Raw genomic sequence first — 25,591 nt, forward strand, 5'->3', positions numbered from 1 at the left:
TAGGATTCGGAGCATGAGCGGACAGAACCACGACGAGCGACCCGGCGCGGACGGTGACGTGCGCTCGCCACGGGAGGGTGTGGACCCTGAGGTCCTCGAGTTCGCCCAGATGCTGTTCCAGTTGGCCCGGGACGGCGAGACGGAGCGGCTCGCGGCGTACGTCGACGCCGGCGTGAGCCCCGACCTGACCAACGAACGGGGCGATGCCCTGCTCATGCTGGCCGCCTACAACGGCCACCCGGACACCGTCCGCGCTCTGCTCGAGCGGGGCGCCGAGGTCGACCGCGCCAACGACCGGGGCCAGACGCCGCTGGCCGGCGCGGTCTTCAAGGGGTACGGCGAGGTCGTCCGCGTGCTCTTCGAAGCCGGGGCCGATCCGTACGGCGGCACGCCCACGGCCGTCGACACCGCGCGCATGTTCGAGAAGGACGCGTTCCTCGAGCTGTTCGGAGTCTGACCCCCGCGGGCGGTGGCGGATCGGGGCGTTCCGCCCGGGCCGCTAGGCTGAGATGCGTGATCGATCTCAAGCTGCTCCGCGAGAACCCCGACCTCGTCCGCGACTCCCAGCGCACCCGTGGCGAGGATCCGTCGCTGGTCGACCAGCTGCTGGCCGCCGACGAGGCCCGCCGCTCCTCCATCGCGGCCGCGGACTCCGCCCGCGCCGAGCAGAAGGCTCACGGCAAGAAGGTCGGCAAGGCCTCGCCCGAGGAGCGCCCGGCGCTGCTCGAGGCCGCGGGCGCCCTCAAGCAGGCGGTCAAGGACGCCGAGGAGGCCGAGAAGGCCGCGGCGGCCGAGGTCGACCGACTCCAGCGTCTGCTGTCGAACGTCGTCGAGGAGGGCACGCCCGCCGGCGGCGAGGACGACTTCGTGGAGATCGAGCGGATCGGCGAGATCCCCACCTTCGACTTCGAGCCGAAGGACCACCTCGAGCTGGGCGAGAGCCTCGGACTGCTCGACATGGAACGCGGCGCGAAGGTCTCCGGCGCCCGCTTCTACTTCCTCACCGGCTACGGCGCCCTGCTCCAGCTGGGCATGCTGCAGCTCGCCGCGCAGAAGGCCACCGCCAACGGCTTCACCATGATGATCCCGCCCGTGCTCGTGCGGCCCGAGATCATGCAGGGCACCGGGTTCCTCGGCCACCACGCCGACGAGGTCTACCGGCTCGAGGACGACGACCTCTACCTGGTCGGCACCTCCGAGGTCGCGTTGGCCGGCTACCACCAGGGCGAGATCCTGGATCTCTCGGCCGGTCCCAAGCGCTACTGCGGCTGGTCCTCGTGCTTCCGCCGCGAGGCCGGCAGCCACGGCAAGGACACCCGCGGCATCATCCGCGTCCACCAGTTCGACAAGGTCGAGATGTTCTCGTGGTGCAAGCCCGAGGAGGCGCATGAGGAGCACAAGCGTCTGCTGAGCTTCGAGAAGGAGATGCTCGAGGCGATGGGACTGCCGTTCCGCGTCATCGACATCGCCGGCGGCGACCTCGGCTCCTCGGCCGCCCGCAAGTACGACTGCGAGGCGTGGGTGCCCACCCAGGGGGCCTACCGGGAGCTCACCTCGACGTCCAACTGCACGACGTTCCAGGCCCGCCGGCTCGGGGTACGCTACCGCGACGACGAGGGCCGGACGCAGACCGCCGCCACCCTCAACGGCACTCTCGCCACCACGCGGTGGCTCGTGGCGATCCTCGAGAACCACCAGCAGGCCGACGGGTCCGTCGTCGTGCCCGAGGCGCTGCGGCCGTTCGTCGGAAAGGACGTGCTCGAGCCGATCCGCTGAGGGATCGCGACCTCGTCGTCGTCGTCGTCCTCGTCGTCCCGGTCTCGGGGCGGCCCCGCGCCTCGTCCCCGTCGCGTCGCGCACCGTCGCGCCGCGCCGCGCCGCGTCGCTCCAGGCGTCCGTCCGCCCCTACCCGGCGGTCACGGCCGAAACAGCATCATCACACCGCTCGCGCTGGCGCACGTGCGGCCGTCCGTGTCGGTGACCCGCGCCTGGACCACGCACGTCGACCGGCCGGCGTGCTCGACCTCGGCGCGGATCGTGGCGGGGGTCTTCTCCAGGCGTAGAGCCCGGATGTAGCGGACGGTGAGGTCCAGCGTGCTGTACCCGGTGCCCTCCTCGACGACTGTCGTGGTCGCGTAGCCGAGCGCCGAGTCCACCCAGCCGGAGACGATCCCGCCGTGGACCGTGCCGCCGCGGTTCAGCGCCCACTCCGCCGGCTCGGCCGTCATGGTCACCGCGCCCTCCTCGGCGGCGGTCAGCCGGACACCGAGCGAGTGTGCGCCGGGGGAGAGGTGCCGCTTCCCGTCGATGATGAGTTGAAGGGCGTCGAGGCCGGCGTGCGGTGAGCGGTCGGCGGCGTCCGGGAGCGGCGGCCAGGAGTAGTGACGGCTGCGCGTCATCGGATCGACCGAATCGAAGGGGGCGTCGTGGTCCACCCCGCCGAACCTACCGGCGGTCGCGGACACCCGCCGCCGCGGGCCGCTACCCTGGGGCCCGTGGAGCTGCTCTATACAGGGATCATCGGGTTCGCCCGGACGATGTTCAAGGTCCAGGGACTGGACATCACCGTGCGCGGGGAACACCACTTCCCGGCGGTCGGCGGGGCGGTCGTGGTGATCAACCACACCGGCTACTTCGACTTCGTCTACGCCGGCCTCCCCGCCCGCGTGCACAAGCGGTTCATCCGCTACATGGCCAAGCACGAGGTGTTCGAACACCCCGTGGCCGGGCCGATCATGCGCGAGCTCAAGCACATCCCCGTCGACCGCACGGCCGGCAAGGCGTCGTTCGACGAGGCCGTCGATCGCCTCAGGGCCGGCGAGCTGGTGGGCGTGTTCCCCGAGGCGACCATCAGCCGCAGCTTCGAGATCAAGGGCTTCAAGTCCGGTGCCGTGCGGATGGCGCTCGCGGCGGACGTCCCGATCATCACCGTCACCCTGTGGGGGTCCCAGCGCGTGTGGACGAAGGGACTGCCCAAGAAGCTCCTGCGACCGAAGATGCCGATCATGATGGAGGTCGGCGCGCCGATGAAGGCGTACGAGCCGATCGACGAGTGCACCCGGGAGGTCCGCTCGCGCATGCAGGCGGACCTCGAGCGGCTCCGGGACGAGTACGCGGAGCGCTACGGGCCGTACCCGGCCGGCGCGAACTGGGTGCCGGCCCGCCTCGGAGGATCCGCCCCCACGCTGGAGCAGGCCACGGCCCTGGACGAGGCCGAGCACGCGGAGCGTCTCCGTCGTCGCGCCGAGAAGGCGGCCGCCGAGGGCACGTCGGTGGCCGATGTCGACACCCCGAAGGGACCGGCGGGCCCGGACGCTCCGTGAGCCGGTCGCGGCCGATCCTCGTCGCCACGGACGTCGACGGGACACTGATCGGCTCGGACGACCTCGTGCCCGCCGCCAACCTGGCGGTCGTCGAGGACCTCGTCGCCGACGGTGCGACCTTCGTCCTGGCCACCGGTCGCCCTCCGCGCTGGCTCGCGCAGGTGGTCGACCAGTTGCCCGTCGCGCCACTGGCGGTGTGCGCGAACGGCGCCGTGATCATGGACACCGGCAGCGGCGAGTTCCTCGAGACCAGCCTGCTCGACCCCGACACGCTCGCGGCGATCGACGATGTCCTGCGGGAGCGGCTGCCGGGCAGTGGGATCGCGGCCGAGCGGCTCGGTGCCGACGCCGCCGATGCCGACTTCGTGGCCAGCCCGGACTACGAGCACGCCTGGATCCACCCCGCGCATCTCGAGGTGGGGCACGCCGAGGTCCTCTCCGAGCCCGTGCTCAAACTGCTGGCGCGCGTGCCGGGCATGCCCAGTGCCGAGATGCTGGCCGCCCTGCGCGGCGAGGTCGATCACCTTGCCGACGTCACGTACTCCACGACCAACGGGCTCATCGAGTTCGCCGCCCGCGGGGTGACCAAGGCGAGCGGGCTGTCGCGGATCGCGGCGTCCACCGCGGCCGCGACCGCCACCCCGTCGGCGGACGTGCCCGTGACGGTCGCGTTCGGCGACATGCCCAACGACCTGGAGATGCTGCGCTGGGCCGATCACGGCGTGGCGATGGGCAACGCCATCCCCGCGGTCCACGCCGCCGCCGACGAGGTCACGCTGACCAACGACGAGGCCGGCCTGGCGCACGTCCTGCGGCGCTGGTGGGTCTGACCCGCGGGGTCGGCCGGCGCTCTGTTCCCGCGCCCGCCTGAGCCGGCCCGCTCGAGTTCAGGCCGCCGGGCGCTACTGCGCCGAAATAGGTCGCGGACCGGTCCCCACCACTTCCCCGGTGTACCCCTAGCCCCGGTGGGGGAGGGGCACACCTGGTGGGAGCCGGTCCGCAAGTCTGAAATGGCCGCCGCGACGAGAAGCCCCGAGGCGCCGTGCCGGAGACCACGAGGGTCGCCCGCCGCGCGTGCGGCGGGCGACCCGGCCGTCGATCAGGGGTTGGGCTCGACGCTGAGCTGCTTGGTCTCCGGGTCGTAGACGAGCGTGCCGCCGACGAACCGCTGCGCGATCATGCCGTCCTCGCGCTCGGCCTCCGCGGAGACCGGCAGCCCGAGCGGGCCGTGCTCGAAGCCCTGCGCCGCCCACGCGTCGCCGATCACGCCCCACACCGGGTGCGTGCCGGTCTCGGGCGACGAGTACAGCGCGCCGTTCTCGTGCTTGACCAGGGAGACGTTGCCGAAGCGCTGGACACCGGACAGCGCCTTGCCGAGCTGGGCGCCGAGTTGCTGGCCGAAGCCGCGGAAGTCGCCACCGATGAGGTCCTGCGCGGAGCCGGCGTCGATGCCGATCGCGTCCTGCACCGAGCCGGCGTTCAGCGGGATGTCCGCCAGCGTCTTGCCGCCGAGGAGCGTGCGGGTCAGGGCGGCGGGATCGAGTCGGCCGCCGGTGAGCACGGTCCGCAGGGCCGAGGTGACGGCCTCCTGGATGCCGGACTGGGTGATCGTGGGCAGGCCGGCGCTTCCGGTGCCGCCGCCTCCGCCTCCGCCACCGCCGCCGCCGGTGCCCGGGTTGGACGGGGCCGGGGCCGCGCCCCCGCCGCCGCTCTTGGCGTAGGAGGCGGCGATGTCGCGGATCTGGCCCATCTTGGCGTAGCCGGCGTTGCCCGGGCAGGTGGTGAGGCCGACGTCGCGGTGGGCGAAGATGTTGGGCAGTCGCACGGCGGTGCCGTACGAGTACTTGGTGTACGAGGTGCCCTCGGAGTAGTGCGTGTCCGAGCCCTTGGGGTCGACGCCCGCGACCGACAGACGCCAGCCGATGATCTCGCCGACCTTGCGGATCGTGGCGTCGGACGGGGAGACGGTCGAGTAGTCGCCCATCATCGAGATGCCCCACGTGTTGCCGTTGAAGCCGCCGGCATGGGCGCCCTGGACGTTGCGGTCGAGTCCGCCGCGGCGGCCCTCGAAGGCCTGGCCGTACTTGTCGACCAGCACGTTGTAGCCCACGTCGCACCAGCCCAGCGTGCGTGCGTGGTAGGTGTAGATGCCGCGCATGACGCCGGCCGAGCCCTCGCGGGTGTAGTTGTTACTGCCGGCCGTGTGGTGGACGACGGCCGCGGCGAGCGTGGGGTCGTAGGAGGTGCCGCCGCAGCGGATCGACTCGTCGGCGCCCCAGCCGGCCCTGGTGATGATGGACGGTTGCCTGGCCGCGATGTCACCGTGCGCACCCGTGCCGCCGGAGGCGGTGACGTCGGCGAACGCCTCGGGGTCGGGCGTCGGCGTGTCGTCGGGGGAGAGCAGGACGGCCTGCACCGAGTCGGGGTCGAGGTCGGAGCTCTCGGCGACGGGCTTGATGTCCGCGTAGCGGGTCGGCGCGGGCGGGGCGTCGTCGGCGGCCGGACGGGCCGGGGCGGACGTCGGGCCGGCGGGCGCGGCGGGGGTCGGCACGGCCGACGGCGTGGGAGCGGACTCGGCGGCGCGCGTGGCGGCGACGTCCTCGTCGCCGGAGGCCGGCGCGGGCTCGTCCGGGGTCGCCTCGGGCGCGTCGGCCAGTGAGGTGTCCTCGATGTCGATGCCGGACAGCGAGATCTGGACCGCCGTGGTGTCGAGCCCCAGGAAGACGGGCTCGGTGCCGCCGGTGCCGGTGACGCTCTCGCCCTTGCCGTCGGTGGACTCGGCCTCGTACCAGGGGCCCCACGAGCCGTCGGGGTTCTTCGCACGGACCTGCGCGACGGCGGCCGGGTTGTGGCCCTTCCACGTGACGCCGACCATCGAGAACGGCGTCTCGGACGTGACCTCGCGGACGGGCGAACCGCCGGAGGCGACATCGCTGTCCACGCCCGCGGCGGGCGGTGCCTCGGCCAGCGGGACCGCCGTCTCGCCGGTCGGTAGCCCGCCACCGGCGGTGGCGGTGATGTCGTCGCCGGACTGGACGACCTGGTCCGCCCCGTACACGGCGAGGGGCGTGACGACGGACGCCGCGACCGCCACCGCCAGGGCGAGGGTCCGGCGTCGACCGCTGACGTACAGGGGGCGGCGTCGTGTTCTCAAGGGCTTCTCCAGATCAGGATCTGTGTCACGCGGCTGCGCGGGCTGCGTGGCACTACTGCCCGTCAGGCCTCGCCGGAGCGAGACCACAGGGACGTGTGTGACGAACGGGGTCAATGTTAGCCAAGAAACGACTGAAACCAAGTGGTAAAACTGTGAATGTTGGGACTACAAGGATGTAGTTTCGAACCGGCGTACGACGACGAGAGCGCCCCACCTGCGCCATGGGCCACTGCAGTCGCGCCGAGAAGTCGTCCTCCTCGTCGTCGTCGGCGTGCCCTGAACCCACCCCCGACCCGCCGGATACCCTTGGACCCGGACCCGCGCCGACCGGCGCGTGGCCAGGCGAGCGGACGGCGCGGGCGACACGGCGACGGACCGCCGCCACGGACTAGGGAAGGCTCGAGACTTATGGCAGGCGAACGGCAGTGGGGCACCTATGACCTCATCGTGGTGGGGTCGGGTTTCTACGGTCTGACGGTCGCCGAGCGGGCGGCGAGCGAGCTCGGCAAGCGCGTGCTGGTGCTCGAGCGGCGTCACCACATCGGCGGCAACGCCTACTCCGAGCCCGAGCCCGAGACCGGCATCGAGATCCACAAGTACGGCGCGCACCTGTTCCACACCTCCAACGAGCGCGTGTGGGAGTACGTCAACCGCTTCACGTCCTTCACCGGCTACCAGCACCGCGTGTTCGCCATGCACAAGGGCACCGCGTACCAGTTCCCCATGGGCCTGGGCCTGATCTGCCAGTTCTTCGGCCGCTACTACTCGCCCGACGAGGCGCGCGCGCTCATCGCCGAGCAGGCCTCCGAGTTCTCCTCCGAGGAGGCGGCGAACTTCGAGGAGAAGGCCATCTCCCTCATCGGCCGCCCGCTCTACGAGGCGTTCATCAAGGACTACACGGCCAAGCAGTGGCAGACCGATCCCAAGAACCTGCCCGCCGGCAACATCACCCGCCTGCCCGTGCGGTACACGTTCGACAACCGCTACTTCAACGACACCTACGAGGGCCTGCCCGTCGACGGCTACACCGCGTGGCTGGAGAACATGGCGGCCGACGAGCGGATCGACGTGGTGCTGGACACCGACTGGTTCGACGTCCGCGAGGCCGTCCGCGCGGCGAGCCCCGATGCGCCCGTCGTCTACACCGGCCCGCTGGACCGCTACTTCGACTACGCCGACGGCGAGCTGGGCTGGCGCACCCTGGACTTCGAGACCGAGGTCCTGCCGACCGGCGACTTCCAGGGCACCCCGGTGATGAACTACAACGACGCGGAGTACGACTACACCCGCATCCACGAGTTCCGCCACTTCCACCCCGAGCGCAAGAACTACCCCACGGACAAGACCGTGATCATGCGCGAGTACAGCCGGTTCGCCGAGCGCGAGGACGAGCCGTACTACCCGATCAACGAGTCCACCGACCGCGAGAAGCTGGCCGCCTACCGCGACCGCGCCAAGGCCGAGACCGCCGCCAACAAGGTGCTGTTCGGTGGCCGGCTGGGCACGTACCAGTACCTCGACATGCACATGGCCATCGCGTCCGCGCTGACGATGTTCGACAACACGCTGGCGCCGCACCTGCGCGTCGGAGCGCCGCTCGCCGACGGCTGATCCCCCCGCGAAATCCGCTACTCCCCGGCGGGATCTGCTACTCCTGCCGGGGTAGCGGATCCGTCGTCGGGGTAGCGGATTCGGGTGCGGTGCCCGCGGGTGCGGTGCCCGCGGGTGCGGTGCCCGCGGGTGCGGTGCCCGCGGGTGCGGTGCCCGCGGGTGTGGCGGCCGTGGGCGCGTCGGCGACCAGCCCGTGGACGGCGGCGTCACGCTGCGCGGCGTGCACGATCGTCGGCTTGGCCTCGCCCAGGTGCACCAGGACCGGGGTCACCGACGTCCAGAAGCGGCTCAGCGAGCTCAGGCCCTCGTTCTCGGCCCGCGCCTGCGCCCGCTCGGCCCGCGTGTCGTCGGCGCGTGTGGGGTGCAGGGCGGCGCGCTTGCCCTCGATCCGGTCGTCCTTGCGCTGCGAGATGACGTACCCCAGCGCGAATGCCACACTCCGCGGCATCCGCCCGGACAGCAGCACGTGCGCCTCCGGGTAGTCGTCGAGCACCTGCTCCACCGCCCCGGACAGCTCCTCCACCAGCCGGGCGAACGCCCGCCGGTTTACCTGCCGACCGCTCGCGCCCGGGTACCAGCGCCCGGCCGGAAGCGTCCACGGGCGGAGGGTGGCCTCGCCCGCCGCGCCCGCGTTCGTGCCCCCGCCGGCGTCCGTGCCGACGGCGTTCGCGGTGGCGGAGCCTGTCCGGTCGGCTCCGTCCGCGCGCTCGGCGGGTCCGACGACGACGACGAGGTCCGCCGCCTCCCGCAGCGGATGTCCCGCGTCCACCTCGGAGACCGGTCCGCCCCCTTCAAGCTGGAGCGAGAGCCAGACCCGCCGCACGGAAGTCCGGTCCGCTGGCGCCTCGACCGCCGACCCGGCGGGCAGGGTCACCATCGCCAGTTCCGCGCCGGGTTGGCTGCGGCGGGACCGCCACCGCCGCTCGGTCCACTCGTCGTCGCCGTCGTCGAAATACACGGTGCGCACGCCTGTGTCCCCGCCCGGAAGGCGCCGCTTCCGGGCTGCCACGGGCAGCTCGGCGAGGTGCGTGCGCTCGCGCAGGAGGGTGTCGTAGCCGACCGCCAGCGCCGCCGGGAACGCGAGGTTCGGCGCCAGGAGGAAGCCGGTCGCGTCGTCGTCGTCGTTCATCGCCCGCTCGAGCTCGTCGGAGATGTGGTCGACCTCGCGGCGTAGGTCCACCACGGCGTTGGCGGTGCCGAACCAGCCCGTCGCAGAGCGGAAACCGAGACTGCGGGCGTTGGCCACGTCCACGGCGGCACGCATCCGGTCCGCGCTCTCGGCCGGCAGGAGTCGCAGGTAGTACAGCGTGCCGTTGTGCGCCATGAGCCACGCGCGCAGGGCCATCGCCGCCACCAGCACGAGCAGGGTGCCGAGGAACCAGCCCAACCGCGACGGCGAGGTGCACGTCTCGGACCACAGGTCGGACACCGTGGAGATCGTGCACGACGCATCGCGGGCGATGAGGTCCTCCGCGACCAGCCCACCGAACGCGGTGGTCAGCGCGACCGTGATGGCGATGAGCGTTTCGAGGACGAACACGCGCATGAGCGTATCGGTCGCCTCGGACACCGGCCGCGAAGTGGCGACGCGGCCTCCGGGGCGGGCCTAGGCTTCTGGCATGACCCGCACGATCGTCCGGCCCCTGCCCCGCGCGGTGCCCGCTCCCGTCGCCGACCCCGCCCCGGGCCGGGCGGCGGTCCTGTGCGGCGTCGCGGCCGCGCTGCTACTGGCGCTGTTCCTCATGCCGTTCGCGCCGGCCCGCGCCCAGGCTCCCGCGCCCGTGCCCGCGCAGGCACCGGCTCCCCAGACTCCCGCCGAGGCGCCGGCCGCCACCGAGGTGGCCGTGGGCGTCACCGACCGGGCCGGCGTCCTGTCGTCAGGCGACCAGGACCTGCTGCGCGCCGAGACCGCGCGGATCGCGTTCCCGCCGCAGGTCACGCGCGTCGAGTACCTGGTCTTCGACGACGGCGGCGACAACCTCAACGACACGACCGAGCGCTTCGCCCAGTCCGAGCGGCCCGACCTCGTCGCCGAGGACAGGGAGAAGTGGGCACCGGGCACGCTCATCGTGGCCAACGACACCGAGGCGCGCGACGTGGGCATCTACTGCGGCGACGACGTCTGCGGCGCCCTCGACATCTTCGAGGGCCCGCACCTCGACGGCGCGCTGGAGGCGATGAAGGACCCGATGCGGCGGGAGAACCACGCGATGGGTCTGCTCGCGGGTGCGCAGGCCGCGAACGACCCGACCGTGACGGGCCCGGAGCCCGAGGAGGCGCCGGCCTGGCTGCCATGGGCGTTCGCCGGTGCGGGTGTCGTGGGTGCGGGCGCGGTCGGTGCGGCCGTCGCGTCGAGCCGTAAGAAGAAGGCGACGACGGCGAGGGAGCGCTACGACCGGGTCTCCCGCGAATACGGGCGGGTCGCGCAGGAGCTCACCGGGCTGGACGTGCGCGCCAACTCGCTCACCTCCCCGCTGGCCGACGACGAGCTGCGGTCCCAGTGGGCGGACGTTCGGGACCGGTTCGTCTCGCTGGACACCGTGATGGGCCGGATCGGGGACCTGCGGCCCGACTCGACCGACTCGGAGTTCCGGGCCAAGGCCACCGACATCGAGCTCGCGCACACGACGGTCGACCAGATGGAGACCGCCGAGAAGAACATCGACCAGCTGTTCCGCATGGAGCAGGGCGACGGCGACGTGCGCCGACGCCAGCTCGGCGAGCTACACGAGGACATGGCTGCGGCCGCGCTGGGGACGAAGGACGAGCGGTTGGCCGCGGAGGCCCGGGCTTTGGACGCTCGGGCGGACGAGCTGGCCCGCGACACACAGGCGCCCGATTTCATGGACCGATATGCGCGCCTGGTGGTGGACTACAGGCTCGTCGTGGAGGCGATCCGCGAGCGGGAGATGTCGGATGTGAAGACCGCCAAGGACGCGGGGGACCGCCACGCGCCCCGGCTGTACGACCGCGACTGGCGCGCCGGCTACGGCTACAACGGCTTCGTCCCGTACTACGTCGTGTCGAGCTGGCACGCCCATGACGTGCAGGCGGCGCAGTCGGCGAGCTCGACCAACACGAGCTACTCCAACCCGTCGTTCTCGGGTGGCGGCGGGTCGAGCGGGTACTGACCCGGTGCGGCTGCCCGGCGTGTACTCGGCGCGCGGTCGGGCGCGGCGCGACTATCGGCTACCCCACCGGAGTCCGGGCGGGCTCCGGCCGGGTGCGCGACCCGGGCAACGAGGCAGCGCACCTGCCCTGACGTACGCTGCCCCACCGGCTTACGCTGGGAGAATGCCCGATTTCAGCCCGCTTGCGCTGGGCGAGTGGACCATTTCGCCAGCGTAAGCCGGTGAGGCAGCGCATCTGGCGGGACTCACGCTGGCTGAGTGCACGCCGCCGCGGGCCGGGGTCAGCCCTCGACGATCTCCACCGACTCGATGGTGTGCGTGGTCTGGGGCCGCCCCTGGGGGCTGCCGTCGGACTCGATCGCGGTGACGGCCTCCATGCCCTCGGTGACGGTGCCGAACAGGCTGTAGTCCGGCGGCAGCGAGACGCCGGCGTCGCCGGTGACGATGAAGAACTGAGAACCGTTGGTGTCCGGCCCGGCGTTGGCCATGGCCATCGACCCGATCTCGTACTCGCCCCCGGCGGGCAGCTCGTCGGCGAACTCGTAGCCCGGGCCGCCGCTGCCGGTGCCCTTCGGATCGCCGCCCTGGATCATGAAGCCGGGGATCACGCGGTGGAACGTGATGCCGTCGTAGTAGTTGTGGCGGGCCAGGAAGACGAAGTTGTTGACCGTCTCCGGGGCCTTCTCCTCGAGCAGGTCCACGGTGACGGCCCCGGCGTCGGTGGTGATGACGGCCGAGTAGTCGACCCCCGGGGTCAGACACATCGGCGGGGCCGAATCGAACTCGGTGGTGCGCTCGGCGGTCCCCTCGGCGGGCGGGCACTCGACTTCGCCGCCCGACTCGCGGCCCTCACTCTGCGTCGCGCTGGTCGTCCCGCCGGTCGCCTGCTCGTCGGAGGTCGTGTCGTCGGAGCCGCAGCCGGCGAGCGCGAGGGGCGCGGCGAGGGCGAGCACTCCGAGGGCGGTGCGGACGGTCGGGCGGCGGCGTGGCGAAGCGGTGAGGTGCATGGGACGAGACTAGGTGGTGAGCCGGTCCGAGTGGGCGCCCGCCTACGCGCCGGGGTGGGCACCGCATACGCGCCCGGGTGGGTGCCCGCCTACGCCCCGGGATGGACGCCCGCATGTGCGCGGGTGGGGCCCCGGCGCGTGGTGGGCGGGGTGCGTCGGCCCCGACGGGTACGATCGACCCGGCTTTCGTCCCGCACCCGCGCCTCCCCGGCGGCGGCGCAGCGGGCGCGGAGGTGCGACAGGGCACAGCAATGTGGACGAGGGCGGCCCCGGCCGTCGGGACGGGGACACGCACACATGGAACATCACGGCCACCACGAGTTGGTCGACGAGGTCGAGCGATCGGTCGCCGCGCTCGCCGATCCACGTGGCCGGGAATGCCTCCAGCGGATCATCCTGCCGCGGGCCGGCGAGCCGCTCGACGTGCGCTCGCTCTACCTCGACGAGGCCCCCACCAACACCCGCCGCGCCCACTCGTCCACCCGGACGTCGCTCGGCATCGGCGCGGACTCCGAGGTCTCCTTCGCCACCTACTTCAACGCGTTCGCCGCGGCCTACTGGCGCCGGTGGACGGTCCTGGACGAGGTCGTCCTGCGGCTGACCGTCCGCGGCGCCGGCCGCGTCGACCTGTACCGCTCGAAGATCGACGGCTCCCGCATCGCGGTAACCGGGGACGTCGTCGGCGAGCCGGGACAGGCCGGACAGGTCACCACGGTCGAGTTCGTGTGCGACCTGGGTCCGTTCGAGGACGGCGGCTGGATCTGGTTCGACCTCACCTCCGACACGGACGTCGAGCTTCTCTCTGGCGGCTGGTACTCCGCGGTCGACGCCCCGGCCACGCGCCCGGACGCCGGCCCGGACGGTCGGCCTGACCCGGCCGTGCAGGTGCCCAACGACCGCCGCGTGACCGTCGGTATCCCCACGTTCAACCGGCCCGGTGACGCGGTGGCCGCGCTGCGGGCGCTGACGTCCGACCCGGAGGTCGACGCGGTGATCGACGCGGTCCTCATGCCGGACCAGGGCGACAGGAAGGTCCGCGACGAGCCCGGGTTCGCGGAGGCGGCGGAGTTTCTCGGCGACCGGCTGCACATCTTCGACCAGCCGAACCTCGGCGGCTCGGGCGGCTACAGCCGCATCATGTACGAGGCGCGGAGGCTGACGGACTCCCCGTACATCCTGTACATGGACGACGACATCGAGATCGAACCCGACTCGATCCTGCGGTCGCTGGCGTTCGGGCGTTTCGCCACCGTCCCGATGCTGGTCGGCGGGCAGATGCTCAACCTGCAGGAACGCAGCCACCTGCATACGATGGGCGAGGTGGTGGGCGCCCACGACTTCATGTGGACCGCCGCCCCGCACGCGGACTACGACTACGACTTCTCCACGTACCAGCTCACGGACCGCGACAACCCCAAGCCGCTGCACCGCCGGATCGACGTGGACTACAACGGCTGGTGGATGTGCCTCATCCCGCGCGTGGTGGCCGAGAAGATCGGCCAGCCGCTGCCGCTGTTCATCAAGTGGGACGACGCGGAGTACGGCCTGCGCGCGCGACGGGCCGGCCACCCCACGGTCACCATGCCCGGCGTGGCGATCTGGCACATGGCGTGGTCGGACAAGGACGACGCGATCGACTGGCAGGCCTACTTCCACCTGCGCAACCGCCTCGTGGTGGCGTCGCTCTACCACGACGGCGACCACAAGGGGATCATGCAGTCCAGCCTCAAGGCGCTGGTCAAGCACCTGGTCTGTCTCGAGTACTCGACGGTGGCCATCCAGATCGAGGCGATCCGCGACTTCCTCCGCGGCCCCGAGGCCCTGTACGAGTTGCTGCCCACCGCGCTGCCCAAGGTGCGGGCGATGCGCGCGGAGTTCCCGGACGCCGTGCTCATCCCGTCGGCCGTCGACCTGCCCGCACCGTCGGGCGGCCCGGCCGGGATCCACTCCGAACCCCGCGGCCCGGTCCGCAAGGCCGTCGCGTTGGCCAGGGGGCTCGCGCACACCCTGAGCAAGGACGACAAGCGTCACCACGAGGTGCCGCAGGCCAACTTCCCGCCGATCGAGGCGCGCTGGTACTCGCTCAGCCGGGTCGACGGCGCCACCGTCACCACCGCCGACGGCCGCGGGGTGGTCTACCGCAAGCGCGACCGCGAGCTGGCCACCGCGCTGTTCAAGGAGTCGGCGGCCCTGCACCGTGAGCTGTTCCGGCGGTTCCCCGAGATGCGGCGTCGCTACCGTGACGCCCACACCGAACTCGTCACCAAGGAGGCCTGGAGCCGTGTCTTCGATGCCTGATCCCGCGGGTTCGGTCGAGATCCCCGTACCCACCGGCGAGGTCCGGCTCCTGGCGGCGGTGCAGAAGCGCCTGCTCGCGGTGCCCGGGTCGCGTCAGGCGGCCGTGGCGATGTCCCACGTCGGCGAGCACGCCCTCGGCTGGATGGCGATCGCGGCGGCCGGCATGGTCGTCGACCCCGACCGCCGTGGCCGCTGGGCCATGGTCGGTGTCGGCAGCTTCGGCGCCCACGCCACGTCCGTCGTCGTCAAGCGGGTCGTACGCCGCCGGCGACCGGACCACCCGTCCGTCGCCGTGGGGGTGGGCACCCCCTCCAAGTTGAGCTTCCCCTCGTCCCACGCCACCTCGACGACCGCGTTCGCCCTGCTCGCGGGGTCGGTGTCAGGCGTTCCGGTCGCGCCGGCGCTCGTGCCGCTGATGCTGGCGTCCAGGTTGGTGCTCGGAGTCCATTACCCTTCGGATGTGGTCGCCGGTGCCGCCGTCGGTGCGGGCTGCGCTGCCCTCACCCGCGCGGTCTGGCCCTCGGACGCGGTCCAGCAGGTCCTGCCCGGGGCACTGCGCGACGGCGCGGCGGGCCCGCGCGCCACCCAGATTCCCGAGGAGAAGCGATGACCGATCAGACCGGAGTGCCGGCCGCCCGGGGCGGGACGGAACACCATCTCCTGGGCGCCGAACCGCACACGGCCAACGAGATCGACGACATCGAGGAGGCTGTCGAGGAGTCCGGGGGCGCGCCCCCGAAGAACCTGCTCGACGGCATGGTCAAGGCCCTCCGGCCGCGTCAGTGGGTCAAGAACGTCCTCGTCATCGCCGCGCCCGCCGCGGCGGGTTCGCAGACGCTCACCGACGGCAGCGTCCTGTTCTCCGTCTTCATCGCGTTCGTGGCGTTCTGTATGGCCGCTTCGAGCGTGTACCTCATCAACGACGCGATGGACGTCGAGGCCGACCGTGCGCACCCGACCAAGCGCTTCCGGCCCATCGCGGCGGGCGTCCTGCCCGTCGGCCTCGCCTACGCGATGGCGGTGGTGCTCATCGTCGCCGCGCTCGTCCTCTCGGTGCTGTTCGCGCACCCGGCCCTGGCGATCGTCGTGGCCGTGTACATCGTGCTGCAGCTCATGTACTGCTTCGGGCTCAAGCACCAGCCGGTGCTCGACATCGCGTTCGTCTCGTCCGGCTTCCTGCTGCGCGCGGTCGCCGGCGGTGCGGCCGCCGAGGTCGAGATCTCGCAGTGGTTCCTGCTCGTCATGGCGTTCGGTTCGCTGTTCATGGCCGCGGGCAAGCGGTACGCGGAGCTGAGCCTGCACCTGAAGACGGGCGCGAAGATCCGCAAGGCTCTGGAGAGCTACACGCCCACCTACCTGCGGTTCGTCTGGACGCTGTCGGCCACGGTGCTCGTGCTCTGCTACGCGCTGTGGGCGTACGACCGGGGCTCGGATCCCACCCAGCCGAGCGGCGCGGCGATCTGGCTGCAGATCTCGATCGTGCCGTTCACCATCGCCGTCCTGCGCTACGCGGTCGACGTCGACGCCGCGCAGGCCGGCGAGCCCGAGGACATCGCGCTGGGCGACCGGGTCCTGCAGGTCCTCGCCGCGCTGTGGGTCCTGACCGTGGTGATCGGGGTCTATATCGTCCCGTCGCTGGCCTGACCCCGGCGGACACACGATGTCGGAGGTGACGGCGGAGAGCCGTGACGGTCGCCGCGCAGGGACCCGCGACGGGCGGGGCGGTAGCGCCGGGACCCGCGACGGGCGGGGCGGTAGCGCCGGGACCCGCGCCGGGCGGGGCGACGCGGTCTTCTGGACCGGGCTCGCCGTGGTGGTGGCGATCTTCTTCGCCGGCGCGTGGCAGCGTCGGTGGATCGCCGACGACGGTCTCATCGTGCTGCGGACGGTCCGCAACCTCGTGGCCGGCAACGGGCCGGTGTTCAACGCGGGGGAGCGGGTCGAGTCCAACACCTCCACGCTGTGGACCTACCTCATCTACGGCACCCACGAGGTCGTCGGCTACCGCCTCGAGCTGGTCGCGCTGGGACTAACGCTGACGCTGAGCATGGCGGCGGTGGCGTGCGCGATGCTGGGCGCCCGCGTGATGTACCGCGGCACCCGACGCGCCCCGGCGGGCGGCCCGATGCTGCTCCTACCGTTCGGCGTCCTCATCTACGTCATGCTGCCGCCGGCCCGCGACTTCGCCAGTTCCGGACTCGAGACGGGGCTGGTGATCTGCTGGATCGGCGTCATGTGGCTGGGCCTGCAGCTGTGGGCCCGGTCCCCGCACCGCGAGGGCCGCTCCGGCCTGCCCGCGCCGGGGACGGCGGCGATCGCGTTCATCGCCGGGCTGGGACCGCTCGTGCGGCCCGAGATGGCGCTGGCGGCGGCGGTCTTCCTCGCGATGATGGCGGCCTCCCGCCAGTCGTGGCGGCACCTTGGCTGGCTCGTGGTCATCGCGGGCACGGTGCCGGTCGCCTACCAGCTCTGGCGGATGTCCTACTACGCGCTGCCGTACCCGCTCACGGCCGTGGCCAAGGACGCCGGCGGCTCCAAGTGGGACAAGGGCGCCGAGTACCTGTGGGATCTGCTCGCGCCGTACGTGCTGCTGCTGCCGCTGATCGCCGTCCTCGTCGCGGGCCTCGTGGCCCTGTGGGCGCGGTCGGCCCCCAGCCGGGCGGCCGGACCGGCATCGTCCGGACATCCGCTACTCCGACTCGGGATCCGCTCCCCTCACAGGGGTAGCGCATCCGGAGGGACGGTAGCGGATTCCCGGTCGGGAGAAGGTGACGACGACGAGGGCGGCCGGCTGCTCCGCCTGCGGGGCCGGGTCCGCTCCACCCCGGTCGTCACGGTCGCGTTCCTCGTCGTGGCCCTGGTGATGCTGCTGTACGTCACCCGCGTCGGCGGCGACTTCATGCACGGCCGCGTGCTGCTGCCGTCCCTGTTCCTGATCCTCCTGCCCGTCTCTGTGGTGCCCCTGCCCGTAGGGCCCGCCCGCGGGTCCGCGGACGCCTCCGTGCGGCGGGTGGCGGTACCCGTGACCGCGGCCGCGTGGCTCGTCGTCGTCGGATGGGCGGTGACCGTCCAGGTCACCGAGGACCCCTTCCGCGAGGAACCGGAGTCCATCACGTCGGCCGGCATCGTCGACGAGCGGCAGTTCTACATCCAGCGCACGGGTCACAAGCACCCGCTCCTCGCCGACGACTACCTCGATTTCCCGCGCATGCGCGCGCTCGTGCGTGACGTCTCCCGCAACGAGACGGGGGCGGTGTTCCTGCCGGTGCCGGGCTTCCAGGATCGCTGGGACGTGGTCTCCTACGACCATCCGATGCCCGGGCTCGCCCCGTTCGAGTTGCCCGAGAACCCCGTCAAGACCGTCGTGTTCCTCAACCTCGGCATGACGAGCATGAACCTGCCGCTCGACGTGGACGTCTACGACACGGTCGGCCTGGCCTCGCCGCTGGCCGCGCACACGGACCGGATGGAGGACGGGCGGATCGGGCACGACAAGTTCCTGCCGTACGACTGGGTGCTCGCGCGGACCGGGGTCGTCGAGGACCCGGTCAACTTTCCGCGGTGGATCGACGTCAACTGGGTCAACCAGGCCGAGGTCGCGTTGCAGTGTCCGGCCACACAGGCGCTGATCGACTCCTATTCCGCCCCGTTGACCCCCGAGCGGCGGTGGTCGAACCTCGTTAACGCATTCTCATTCGCCGAGTACCGGATCAACAGAATCCCTGCGTACGAGGTGCAGAGGTGCGGGTTGCCGATGCCTGAGAAGGTGGAGAAGTATCAGGGCACTCGGTAGGGTGGCGCTCGCTGTTGTCTCGAAACGGTAACAGTCCGGGGTCGAATCGGTCCCCGACCTGTAACACCTGTCCCAAAGTGCGCGACAGTATCGATGACCTCGATGTCGCAGTTCCGGTCCTCCCCTGGTGGGGCCGGTCCGATGAACGTCACCGATGCCCTGCGGGGCACCAGGAACGAACAAAGGAACCAACGAATGTCCCACTCCACCCTCCGGCGCAGGTTCGCCGCCGGGCTCACCGCTCTGGCGACGGCCGCCGGGCTCATCGTCGGAGCCCCGGCACTGGTCGGCGCGCAGGCGACCGAGCAGGGTTCCTCCGCCAGCCTCGGGTCCGCGGGCTCGTCGGCACCGCCGCCGCCCGCCCCCGCGTTCCGGCCCGCCGGTGGTGACGAGAACCCGGTCGGTTTCCGCAACTGGCTGCGCCCCGGCTGCGAGTGGGACCCGGTCGCGTCCTGGGTCCAGCTGTGCACGGTCCACTCGCCGTCCATGAACCGGCCCATCAAGGTCCAGGTCCAGCCCGCCCGCTTCGGCGGCAACGCCGGCCTGTACCTGCTCGACGGCCTGCGTGCGCGTGACGACTGGAACGCGTGGACCCACGACGCCCAGGCGCAGCGCATCTTCCTGCAGGACAACATCACCCTGGTCATGCCCGTCGGCGGCCAGGTGTCCTTCTACTCCGACTGGGAGCGGCCCATCAACCTGGGCGGCAACCTGCTGGAGTACAAGTACGAGACGTTCCTGACCCAGGAGCTGCCGAACTACCTGGCGGACCACTTCGGCGTGCGGCGCGACAACAACGCCATCGCCGGCCTGTCGATGGGCGGCTCCGCCGCCGCGGCGCTCGCAGCCAAGCACCCGGACCAGTTCAAGCAGGTCTCGGTGTTCTCCGGCTACATGAACCCCACCGCCCCGGGCATGTACACCATGATCCCGCTGGCGATGTTCGACCAGTGCAGGTGCGATCCGTTCGCCATGTGGGGCCTGCCCGGCTCCCCGCGCTGGGGTGAGAACGACCCGCTGCTCAACGCCGCGAAGCTGCGCGACATCCCGATGTACGTCACCGCCGGCTCCGCGATCCCGGGCCAGTACGACCAGCCCTCCAGCCTGCAGGCCGTGTTCAACACGTTCAACGGCATCATCCTCGAGGGCCTGTCCCGCGGTTCGACCCTGGCGTTCCAGAACACGATGAACGCGGCCCCGAACAAGGCCATCTTCGAGTACCGCACCACCGGCATCCATGGCTGGGGCTACTGGAACGACGACCTCATCGCGGCGCGCTCGGCGCAGATCCTGAACGTGATGAACGCCCACGCCTGGGCCGGCTACTGAGCCGCACAGTCGCCCGGCACAACTAAATAGGACGGATTCGCCCTCTCACAGCGAGTCCTCACCCGTCACACCGGGGCCCCGCGCGTAGATTCTGTGCGGGGCCCCGGTCGCTTGTGACCACCGGGTTCGGCCGCGGGAGGGGAACCCGCGGGCGCGCCGCGGACCCGGGCCCCGGACACGGGTGACGCGGGCCGGGTGCGACGCGCGCCCACCAGACGATCCGGCGAGACGACGCGGCAAGAAAGAGAACAACACATGGCGACCCCCAGCGCACACGCGAGCCCCCGTTCCCGGTGGGCGTCCCTCCTCGCGGCTCCCCTCGTGGCGTCGGTGGTGGGGTCCGGTCTCGTCCTGCCGCCCGTCGCCGCGGCGCAGGAGACGCCGACCCGGCCGGCCCCGGCGCAGAGCAGTCCCACGCAGACGACGCAGTCGCGGTCGACGACCGCCGCGCCGGACCCGGCGGGCGCGCCCGACGCGCCGAGCCTGCGCGTGCCCGCGGCGCCGCCCTCCGGCGTGCGCCTGGACAAGGTCGAGTGGAAGTCGGCCAACCGCGTGGCCCTGTGGGTGCAGTCGCCGGCCATGGAGCAGGCCGTGCAGGTTCAGCTCATGCTCCCCGCCCAGTGGAACGCCGACCCCGGCCGCACCTACCCGTCCCTGCTGCTGCTCGACGGACTGCGTGCCCGCGACGACGCGAGCGGCTGGACGCTGGAGACCAAGATCTCCCAGTTCTTCGACGCCAAGAACGCGGTCGTCGTCCTGCCCGTCGGCGGTGAGTCGAGCTTCTACACCGACTGGGTCTCCGACGCGAAGGGCGCGGCCTACCAGTGGGAGACGTTCCTCATGCAGGAGCTGCCCCCGCTGCTGGCGCGTGACTGGCGCGTCGGCGACGAGCACGGCGTGGCCGGGCTGTCCATGGGCGGCACGGCCGCCATGATGCTCGCCCAGCGCTACCCCGAGCACTTCCAGTTCGCGGCCAGCTACTCCGGTTTCCTCGACACCACCAGCTTCGGCATGCCCGAGGCCATCAAGGTGGCCATGCAGGACGCCGGCGGTTACCCGGCGGAGAACATGTGGGGGCCGCTCGGCTCGGACCGGTGGCAGGAGCAGGACCCCAAGCTCCACACCGAGAAGATGCGCGGGCAGAGCGTCTACGTCTCCGCGGGCAGCGGCAACACCGGGCCCTGGGATCAGCCGTCGGGCCTGCCGGACATCCCCACCAACTTCCCCGGCTACGGGCTCGAGCTGCTCTCGCGGATGACCACCCAGACCTTCGTCAACAAGGCCCGCGCCGAGGGCGTCGAGGTCACCGCGAACTTCCGCCCGTCCGGTACCCACACGTGGCCGTACTGGCAGTTCGAGATGACCCAGGCGTGGCCGCAGTTCGCCGCCGCGGTGGGCATCGAGAACGTCGAGAAGCCGTGTGCGGCGGCGGGCGAGATCGCCCGCGTGGCCGAGCGTCAGCCCGGGCTCGGGCCGTGCCTCACCGGCGAGTACGACGTCCGCGGCGGAAAGGCCACCGATTTCCGCTTCGGCCGCGTGTTCTGGTCGCAGTCCACGGGGGCCCACTCCGTCCTCGGCGCGATCGGCGCCGCCTACCAGTCCGAGGGCGGGCCGGACGGCGTGCTCGGGCTGCCGACGTCCGGGGAGACGACCACCCCGGACGGGCGCGGCCGGTTCTCCACCTTCCAGAACGGCGTCATCTACTGGTCGCCCTCCACCGGCGCGCACGCGGTGCGCGGCGGCATCCGGGCGATGTGGCAGGAGCGTGGCGCGGAGCGCGGCGACCTCGGTTACCCGACGACCGACGAGATCACCAACCCCAACAAGCCGGGCGTCGTCCAGGGCTTCCAGGGCGGGACGGTCTACTGGTCGGAGGAGACCGGCCCCAAGGTGGTCGAGGGGGACATCCTCAAGGCCTACCGCGAGGCCGGTGCCGAGAACTCCGAGCTCGGCTACCCCGTGACCGACGAGATCGCGCTCGACACCCGGCGCGGCGCGTTCAGCCGGTTCCAGGGCGGCGCGATCTACTGGTCCCCGCGCACGGGCGCCCACGTCGTCCCCCGCGGCCCCGTGTTCGACGCCTGGGGCACGGTCGACTACGAGCGCGGCCGGCTCGGCTACCCGACCGGCCCGCTGCGCAACACCGCCGGCGGCCAGGTGATGGAGTTCGAAGGTGGCCGGATCACCGTGTCCGGCGGCCGGGCGGAGATCTCGTGAGGTCCCGCGCGCTCACGCTCGGCGCCGCGCTCCTCGTCGCCGGCGGGATGCTCACCGCCTGCGGGGGCGGGGACTCGACGGTCTCCGGCGTGCCCGACTCCGAGACGCTCGCCCCGCCGCCGGGTGGCGGCTCCGCCGGCGCCTCCCGCGTCCCGGCGACGGAGGACTCCGGCCGGTACACCGAGGCGCCCGCCCCGGTCGCCCCGGACGCGCCGGGGTACACCGCGCCGGCCGTCGGTGCGCGCGAGCGCGGCTACCTCTCCGCCCTGGAGGAGGAGGGCATCGAGACCGCCGACCTGTCGGACTCGCTCGTCGCCGCCGGCAACACCATCTGCCGCATCCGCACCACCGGCGGAGCCGCCGACGAGACCACGACGATCGCCGACGCGGTCGCCGGCCAGATCTCCGCGGGCGGCTATTCCGACCGCGAGGTCGACGAGCTGTCCCGAATCGTCGTGGACGCCTCGGCCGGGCAGCTCTGCCCGTAGCGGCTCACGTGGCGTGCGGCGGCCGCTCCGGGTGAGCCCGGACACCTCACCCGGCGCCTGAGGAACCCGCGCGGCCTGCTGGGCGTTGAACCGGTCGTCGGCCACCCGCCACAGTCGTGCGGGAGGTCGGGAAGGAGTTCGTATCGTGGCTCGCGGAACGCGTCGTGGGGGAGGCCGCCGTCTCGGCTGCTCGCTGGGGGCGCTCGTCCTGATCGTCCTGCTCGTGCTCGGCATCGGGTGGTGGCTCGGCAACCGCGGGTTGCCGACCGGCCCCGACGGCCCGCTGCCCGGTCCGGACGAGACCGAGCAGACCCAGCCCGCCGACTGCCCGGACGTTCAGATGATCGCCGTCCCTGGGACGTGGGAGAGCAGCCCCACCGACGACCCGTTCAACCCGGGCTTCCTGCCCAACGCGCTGCTGCGCACGATCACCGACCCGCTGAGCGAGCAGTACCCGGACGAGCGCCTCGAGGTGTTCACCGTCCCGTACGTGGCGCAGTTCCGGAACCCGCAGCGGCCCAACGAGATCACCTACGACCAGAGCCGCGCGGAGGGCACCGAGCGCGCCCGTGCCGAGCTCGCCGCCGTGCACGGCCGCTGCCCGTACACCTCGTTCATCCTGCTGGGCTTCTCGCAGGGCGCGGTGATCGCCGGCGACCTGACCAACGAGATCGGCACCGGCAACGGCCCCGTCCCCGCCGATCTGGTGCGCGGGTCCGTCCTCATCGCCGACGGACGCCGCCTGCCCGGAGAGGGCCAGTCGCCGGGACTGTCACCCGGCAACGGTCAGGGGATGGAGATCTCCCTGCAGCCGGCCACCGGGCTGACCCAGCTCATCGCGGGCGCCACCATGACCGGGCCGCGCCCGGGCGGGTTCGGCGAACTCGCTGACCGCACGGCCCAGATCTGCGACTCCCGCGACCTGATCTGCAACGCCCCGCTCAACGTGGTCGACGGCGCCGCCCGGTTCCAGGAGTTCGTCGCCAACAACGCGATCCACGCCATGTACGCCACGAACCCGGACGTCATCGCCGGGACCACCGTCCCCGAGTGGACGATCGGCCACGTCAACGAGCTCGTCGACGCCGCTCCGGAGATCGCCCACGAGTGACCGTCGCGCCCCGTCCCCGGCGCCCGCCGAGCGACACGCCTGGCGAGGCGATGATTCGGAGTTCGGATGTGCCCTGAGGCACGCTGTAGGATCGACAAAGCTTGTCGTCAGTGCACCCGGCATATCCGTGGTCGACGACGTCGACCAACGTAGGACGGATCGGAACGGAGCAACGTGGAGTTCGAGCAGTATCACGACGCCGGTGGGGCGATCGTCATCCCTGATCGCACCACCCTTGTCGACTTCGTCGAAGCCAACGTCTCCGCCGCACGCCAGGACCCCGCCCATGACGGGCTGGTCTACCGCTACATCGACTACTCGACCTCCCGCGACGGTGAGGTGCACGAGCTGTCGTGGACGCGGTTCGGCGAGCGGCTCAACGCCATCGCGGCCCGCCTGCAGCAGGTCGCGAAGCCGGGGGACCGGGTGGCCATCCTCGCCCCGCAGGGCCTGGACTACATCGTGTCCTTCTTCGCCGCGATCCAGGCCGGGCTCATCGCCGTGCCGCTGTTCGACCCGGACGAGCCGGGCCACCACGACCGCCTCCACGCGGTCCTGGGCGACTGCGCGCCGGCGGTCATCCTCACCTCGACCGAATCCGCAGCCGGGGTCCGGAAGCTCTTCAGGGAGCTACCCGCACGCGAGCGTCCGCGCACCGTCGCCGTCGACGCCATCCCCGACGAGCTCGGCACGGGCTGGTCCCGTCCGGACCTCGGCGCCGACGACATCGCCTACCTGCAGTACACCTCGGGCTCGACCCGGGTGCCCGCCGGTGTGGAGATCACGCACCGCAACGTGGTCACCAACGTCATGCAGCTCTTCGACGGGCTGGGGCTGACCCGCGCCTCGCGCGGCGTCACCTGGCTGCCGCTGTTCCACGACATGGGCCTGCTGACCGTCATCCTGCCCGCGATGGGAGGGGCCACCATCACGGTGATGAGCCCCCGCGCGTTCGTCCAGCGGCCGGGCCGCTGGGTCACTCAACTGGGTGCCCAGTCCGGCTGCGACGGCGTGTTCGCCGCCGCCCCCAACTTCGCGTTCGAGCACGCGGCCCGCCGCGGCCTGCCCAAGGAGGGTGAGACCCTCGACCTGTCGGGCGTCACGAGCATCATCAACGGCTCGGAGCCCGTCACCCCGGCGTCGATGCGTGCCTTCAACGAGGCGTTCGCCCCCTACGGGCTCGAGCCGACCGTCATCAAGCCGTCCTACGGCATGGCGGAGGCGACGCTGTTCGTCTCCTCGCCCCGTCGCGACGACGAGGCGATCGTCATCCACGTCGACCGTTCCGACCTCAACCGCGGTGTCATCACCGTGCTCGACCCGTCGCAGGTCGAGGGCAACGAGGACGCCATCCCGCAGGTCGCCTGTGGCTACGTCGCGCCCAGCCAGTGGGCGACGATCGTCGAGGCGAACATCGACGAGGCCACCGGGGAGCACGACGGCACCGGCCGCGAACTCCCCGAGGGCCGCGTCGGCGAGATCTGGCTCCACGGGACCAACGTCGGCCGGGCCTACTGGGGACGCCCCGAGGAGTCCGAGGCCACCTTCGGCAACCGGCTCGTCGAGCGGCTCGAGGAGGGTTCCAAGACCGTCCGCGAGTTCGGGACCGTGCCCGAGGACGCCAGATGGTTGCGCACCGGCGACTACGGTGCGTACGTCGACGGGCAGCTGTACATCACCGGTCGCGTCAAGGATCTCGTGATCGTCGCCGGCCGCAACCACTACCCGCAGGACCTGGAGAACACCGCACAGAGCGCGTCCGACGCCCTGCGCCCCGGCTTCGTGGCCGCGTTCTCCGTGCCGGCCAACCAGCTGCCGATCGACGCGCGTAACGGCGCGGACATCGCCGCCGATGACTCCTCGGAGACGCTCGTCGTGGTCGCCGAGCGTGCGCCCGGGGCGGGCAAGGCCGACCCCGGTCCCGTCGCGGACGCCGTCCGATCGGCGATCTCCGCGCGACACGGCGTGACCGCCCAGGACGTGCTCCTGGTCCCCGCCGGATCCATCCCCCGCACCTCCAGTGGCAAGATCGCGCGCCGGGCCTGCAAGGCGGCGTACGTGGACGGCACACTGCGCGGGGGCTACCAGCAGACCGCCTTCCCGGACCTGCCGGCGCAGTAGCGTCCTCC

The 25,591-nt window shown here is 71.8% G+C and carries 19 protein-coding genes and 1 pseudogene; 16 read left to right on the forward strand and 4 right to left on the reverse strand.

Annotated elements, in window-relative coordinates:
- Window positions 1-13 precede the first annotated feature (13 nt).
- Together A6035_RS01835 and serS are read left to right on the forward strand one after the other, a co-directional pair.
- Window positions 14-457: an ankyrin repeat domain-containing protein gene (locus tag A6035_RS01835; RefSeq protein ID WP_007631885.1), complete on the forward strand. Its 444-nt coding sequence runs from the start codon at window positions 14-16 to the stop codon at window positions 455-457.
- A 56-nt stretch (window positions 458-513) separates the two neighbouring features.
- Window positions 514-1,776 carry a serine--tRNA ligase gene (serS, locus tag A6035_RS01840; RefSeq protein WP_108846369.1) on the forward strand — a complete coding sequence of 421 codons (1,263 nt, stop codon included), beginning with the start codon at window positions 514-516 and terminating at the stop codon, window positions 1,774-1,776.
- A gap of 140 nt (window positions 1,777-1,916) precedes the next feature.
- Here serS and A6035_RS01845 read toward each other — a convergent pair whose 3' ends face one another.
- On the reverse strand, window positions 1,917-2,399 hold the full coding sequence (locus A6035_RS01845) for a PaaI family thioesterase (RefSeq protein ID WP_235026795.1): 483 nt from the start codon (window positions 2,397-2,399) through the stop codon (window positions 1,917-1,919).
- 96 nt (window positions 2,400-2,495) lie between these two features.
- Between A6035_RS01845 and A6035_RS01850 the strand changes: the two genes are divergently transcribed.
- The gene (locus tag A6035_RS01850; RefSeq protein WP_200836444.1) at window positions 2,496-3,323 is read left to right on the forward strand and encodes a lysophospholipid acyltransferase family protein; all 828 of its coding nucleotides are present in this window, start codon (window positions 2,496-2,498) and stop codon (window positions 3,321-3,323) included.
- Window positions 3,320-4,153, forward strand: a complete 834-nt coding sequence (locus tag A6035_RS01855) for an HAD family hydrolase (RefSeq protein WP_108846370.1) — start codon at window positions 3,320-3,322, stop codon at window positions 4,151-4,153. Before A6035_RS01850 ends, A6035_RS01855 begins: the two co-directional genes overlap by 4 nt.
- A gap of 269 nt (window positions 4,154-4,422) precedes the next feature.
- Here A6035_RS01855 and A6035_RS01860 read toward each other — a convergent pair whose 3' ends face one another.
- Window positions 4,423-6,477 carry an N-acetylmuramoyl-L-alanine amidase gene (locus A6035_RS01860; protein WP_244192509.1) on the reverse strand — a complete coding sequence of 685 codons (2,055 nt, stop codon included), beginning with the start codon at window positions 6,475-6,477 and terminating at the stop codon, window positions 4,423-4,425.
- 408 nt (window positions 6,478-6,885) lie between these two features.
- Here A6035_RS01860 and glf point away from each other — a divergent pair, with 408 nt between their 5' ends.
- The gene (gene glf, locus A6035_RS01865) at window positions 6,886-8,088 is read left to right on the forward strand and encodes a UDP-galactopyranose mutase (RefSeq protein ID WP_108846372.1); all 1,203 of its coding nucleotides are present in this window, start codon (window positions 6,886-6,888) and stop codon (window positions 8,086-8,088) included.
- A 37-nt stretch (window positions 8,089-8,125) separates the two neighbouring features.
- Here glf and A6035_RS01870 read toward each other — a convergent pair whose 3' ends face one another.
- On the reverse strand, window positions 8,126-9,634 hold the full coding sequence (locus A6035_RS01870; protein ID WP_108849018.1) for a hypothetical protein: 1,509 nt from the start codon (window positions 9,632-9,634) through the stop codon (window positions 8,126-8,128).
- Window positions 9,635-9,707: 73 nt separating this feature from the next.
- Here A6035_RS01870 and A6035_RS01875 point away from each other — a divergent pair, with 73 nt between their 5' ends.
- On the forward strand, window positions 9,708-11,219 hold the full coding sequence (locus A6035_RS01875; protein WP_108846373.1) for a DUF5129 domain-containing protein: 1,512 nt from the start codon (window positions 9,708-9,710) through the stop codon (window positions 11,217-11,219).
- 281 nt (window positions 11,220-11,500) lie between these two features.
- Here A6035_RS01875 and A6035_RS01880 read toward each other — a convergent pair whose 3' ends face one another.
- A complete protein-coding gene (locus tag A6035_RS01880) occupies window positions 11,501-12,226 on the reverse strand; it encodes a peptidylprolyl isomerase (protein WP_108846374.1) in 726 nt (241 codons plus the stop codon).
- 297 nt (window positions 12,227-12,523) lie between these two features.
- Between A6035_RS01880 and A6035_RS01885 the strand changes: the two genes are divergently transcribed.
- From A6035_RS01885 to fadD32, 10 genes and pseudogenes are all read left to right on the forward strand, one after another.
- Window positions 12,524-14,524 carry a glycosyltransferase gene (locus A6035_RS01885; RefSeq protein WP_108846375.1) on the forward strand — a complete coding sequence of 667 codons (2,001 nt, stop codon included), beginning with the start codon at window positions 12,524-12,526 and terminating at the stop codon, window positions 14,522-14,524.
- Complete coding sequence (locus A6035_RS01890) at window positions 14,517-15,134, forward strand: phosphatase PAP2 family protein (RefSeq protein WP_108846376.1); 618 nt, start codon at window positions 14,517-14,519, stop codon at window positions 15,132-15,134. The genes A6035_RS01885 and A6035_RS01890 overlap by 8 nt, the downstream gene beginning before the upstream one ends.
- The gene (locus A6035_RS01895; RefSeq protein ID WP_108846377.1) at window positions 15,131-16,168 is read left to right on the forward strand and encodes a decaprenyl-phosphate phosphoribosyltransferase; all 1,038 of its coding nucleotides are present in this window, start codon (window positions 15,131-15,133) and stop codon (window positions 16,166-16,168) included. Before A6035_RS01890 ends, A6035_RS01895 begins: the two co-directional genes overlap by 4 nt.
- 16 nt (window positions 16,169-16,184) lie before the next feature.
- The gene (locus A6035_RS01900) at window positions 16,185-18,317 is read left to right on the forward strand and encodes an arabinofuranosyltransferase AftB family protein (RefSeq protein WP_208635554.1); all 2,133 of its coding nucleotides are present in this window, start codon (window positions 16,185-16,187) and stop codon (window positions 18,315-18,317) included.
- A 195-nt stretch (window positions 18,318-18,512) separates the two neighbouring features.
- Window positions 18,513-19,646 (forward strand): alpha/beta hydrolase, encoded by a 1,134-nt coding sequence (locus A6035_RS01905; RefSeq protein ID WP_108846378.1) that lies wholly within the window; start codon window positions 18,513-18,515, stop codon window positions 19,644-19,646.
- 606 nt (window positions 19,647-20,252) lie between these two features.
- Window positions 20,253-20,963: pseudogene (locus A6035_RS19400) on the forward strand (alpha/beta hydrolase); the annotation flags it as partial.
- Window positions 20,964-21,092: 129 nt separating this feature from the next.
- Window positions 21,093-21,863, forward strand: coding sequence for an LGFP repeat-containing protein (locus A6035_RS19405; protein WP_412523633.1), 771 nt, complete (start codon window positions 21,093-21,095; stop codon window positions 21,861-21,863).
- Complete coding sequence (locus A6035_RS01915) at window positions 21,860-22,351, forward strand: DUF732 domain-containing protein (RefSeq protein ID WP_108846380.1); 492 nt, start codon at window positions 21,860-21,862, stop codon at window positions 22,349-22,351. The genes A6035_RS19405 and A6035_RS01915 overlap by 4 nt, the downstream gene beginning before the upstream one ends.
- A 145-nt stretch (window positions 22,352-22,496) precedes the next feature.
- Window positions 22,497-23,462 (forward strand): cutinase family protein, encoded by a 966-nt coding sequence (locus tag A6035_RS01920; RefSeq protein ID WP_108846381.1) that lies wholly within the window; start codon window positions 22,497-22,499, stop codon window positions 23,460-23,462.
- Between the two features lie 174 nt (window positions 23,463-23,636).
- On the forward strand, window positions 23,637-25,583 hold the full coding sequence (fadD32, locus tag A6035_RS01925) for a long-chain-fatty-acid--AMP ligase FadD32 (RefSeq protein WP_108846382.1): 1,947 nt from the start codon (window positions 23,637-23,639) through the stop codon (window positions 25,581-25,583).
- Window positions 25,584-25,591: the final 8 nt, after the last annotated feature.

Origin of the sequence: Dietzia lutea (genome assembly GCF_003096075.1) — a bacterium.
Taxonomy (GTDB): Bacteria; Actinomycetota; Actinomycetes; order Mycobacteriales; family Mycobacteriaceae; genus Dietzia; species Dietzia lutea.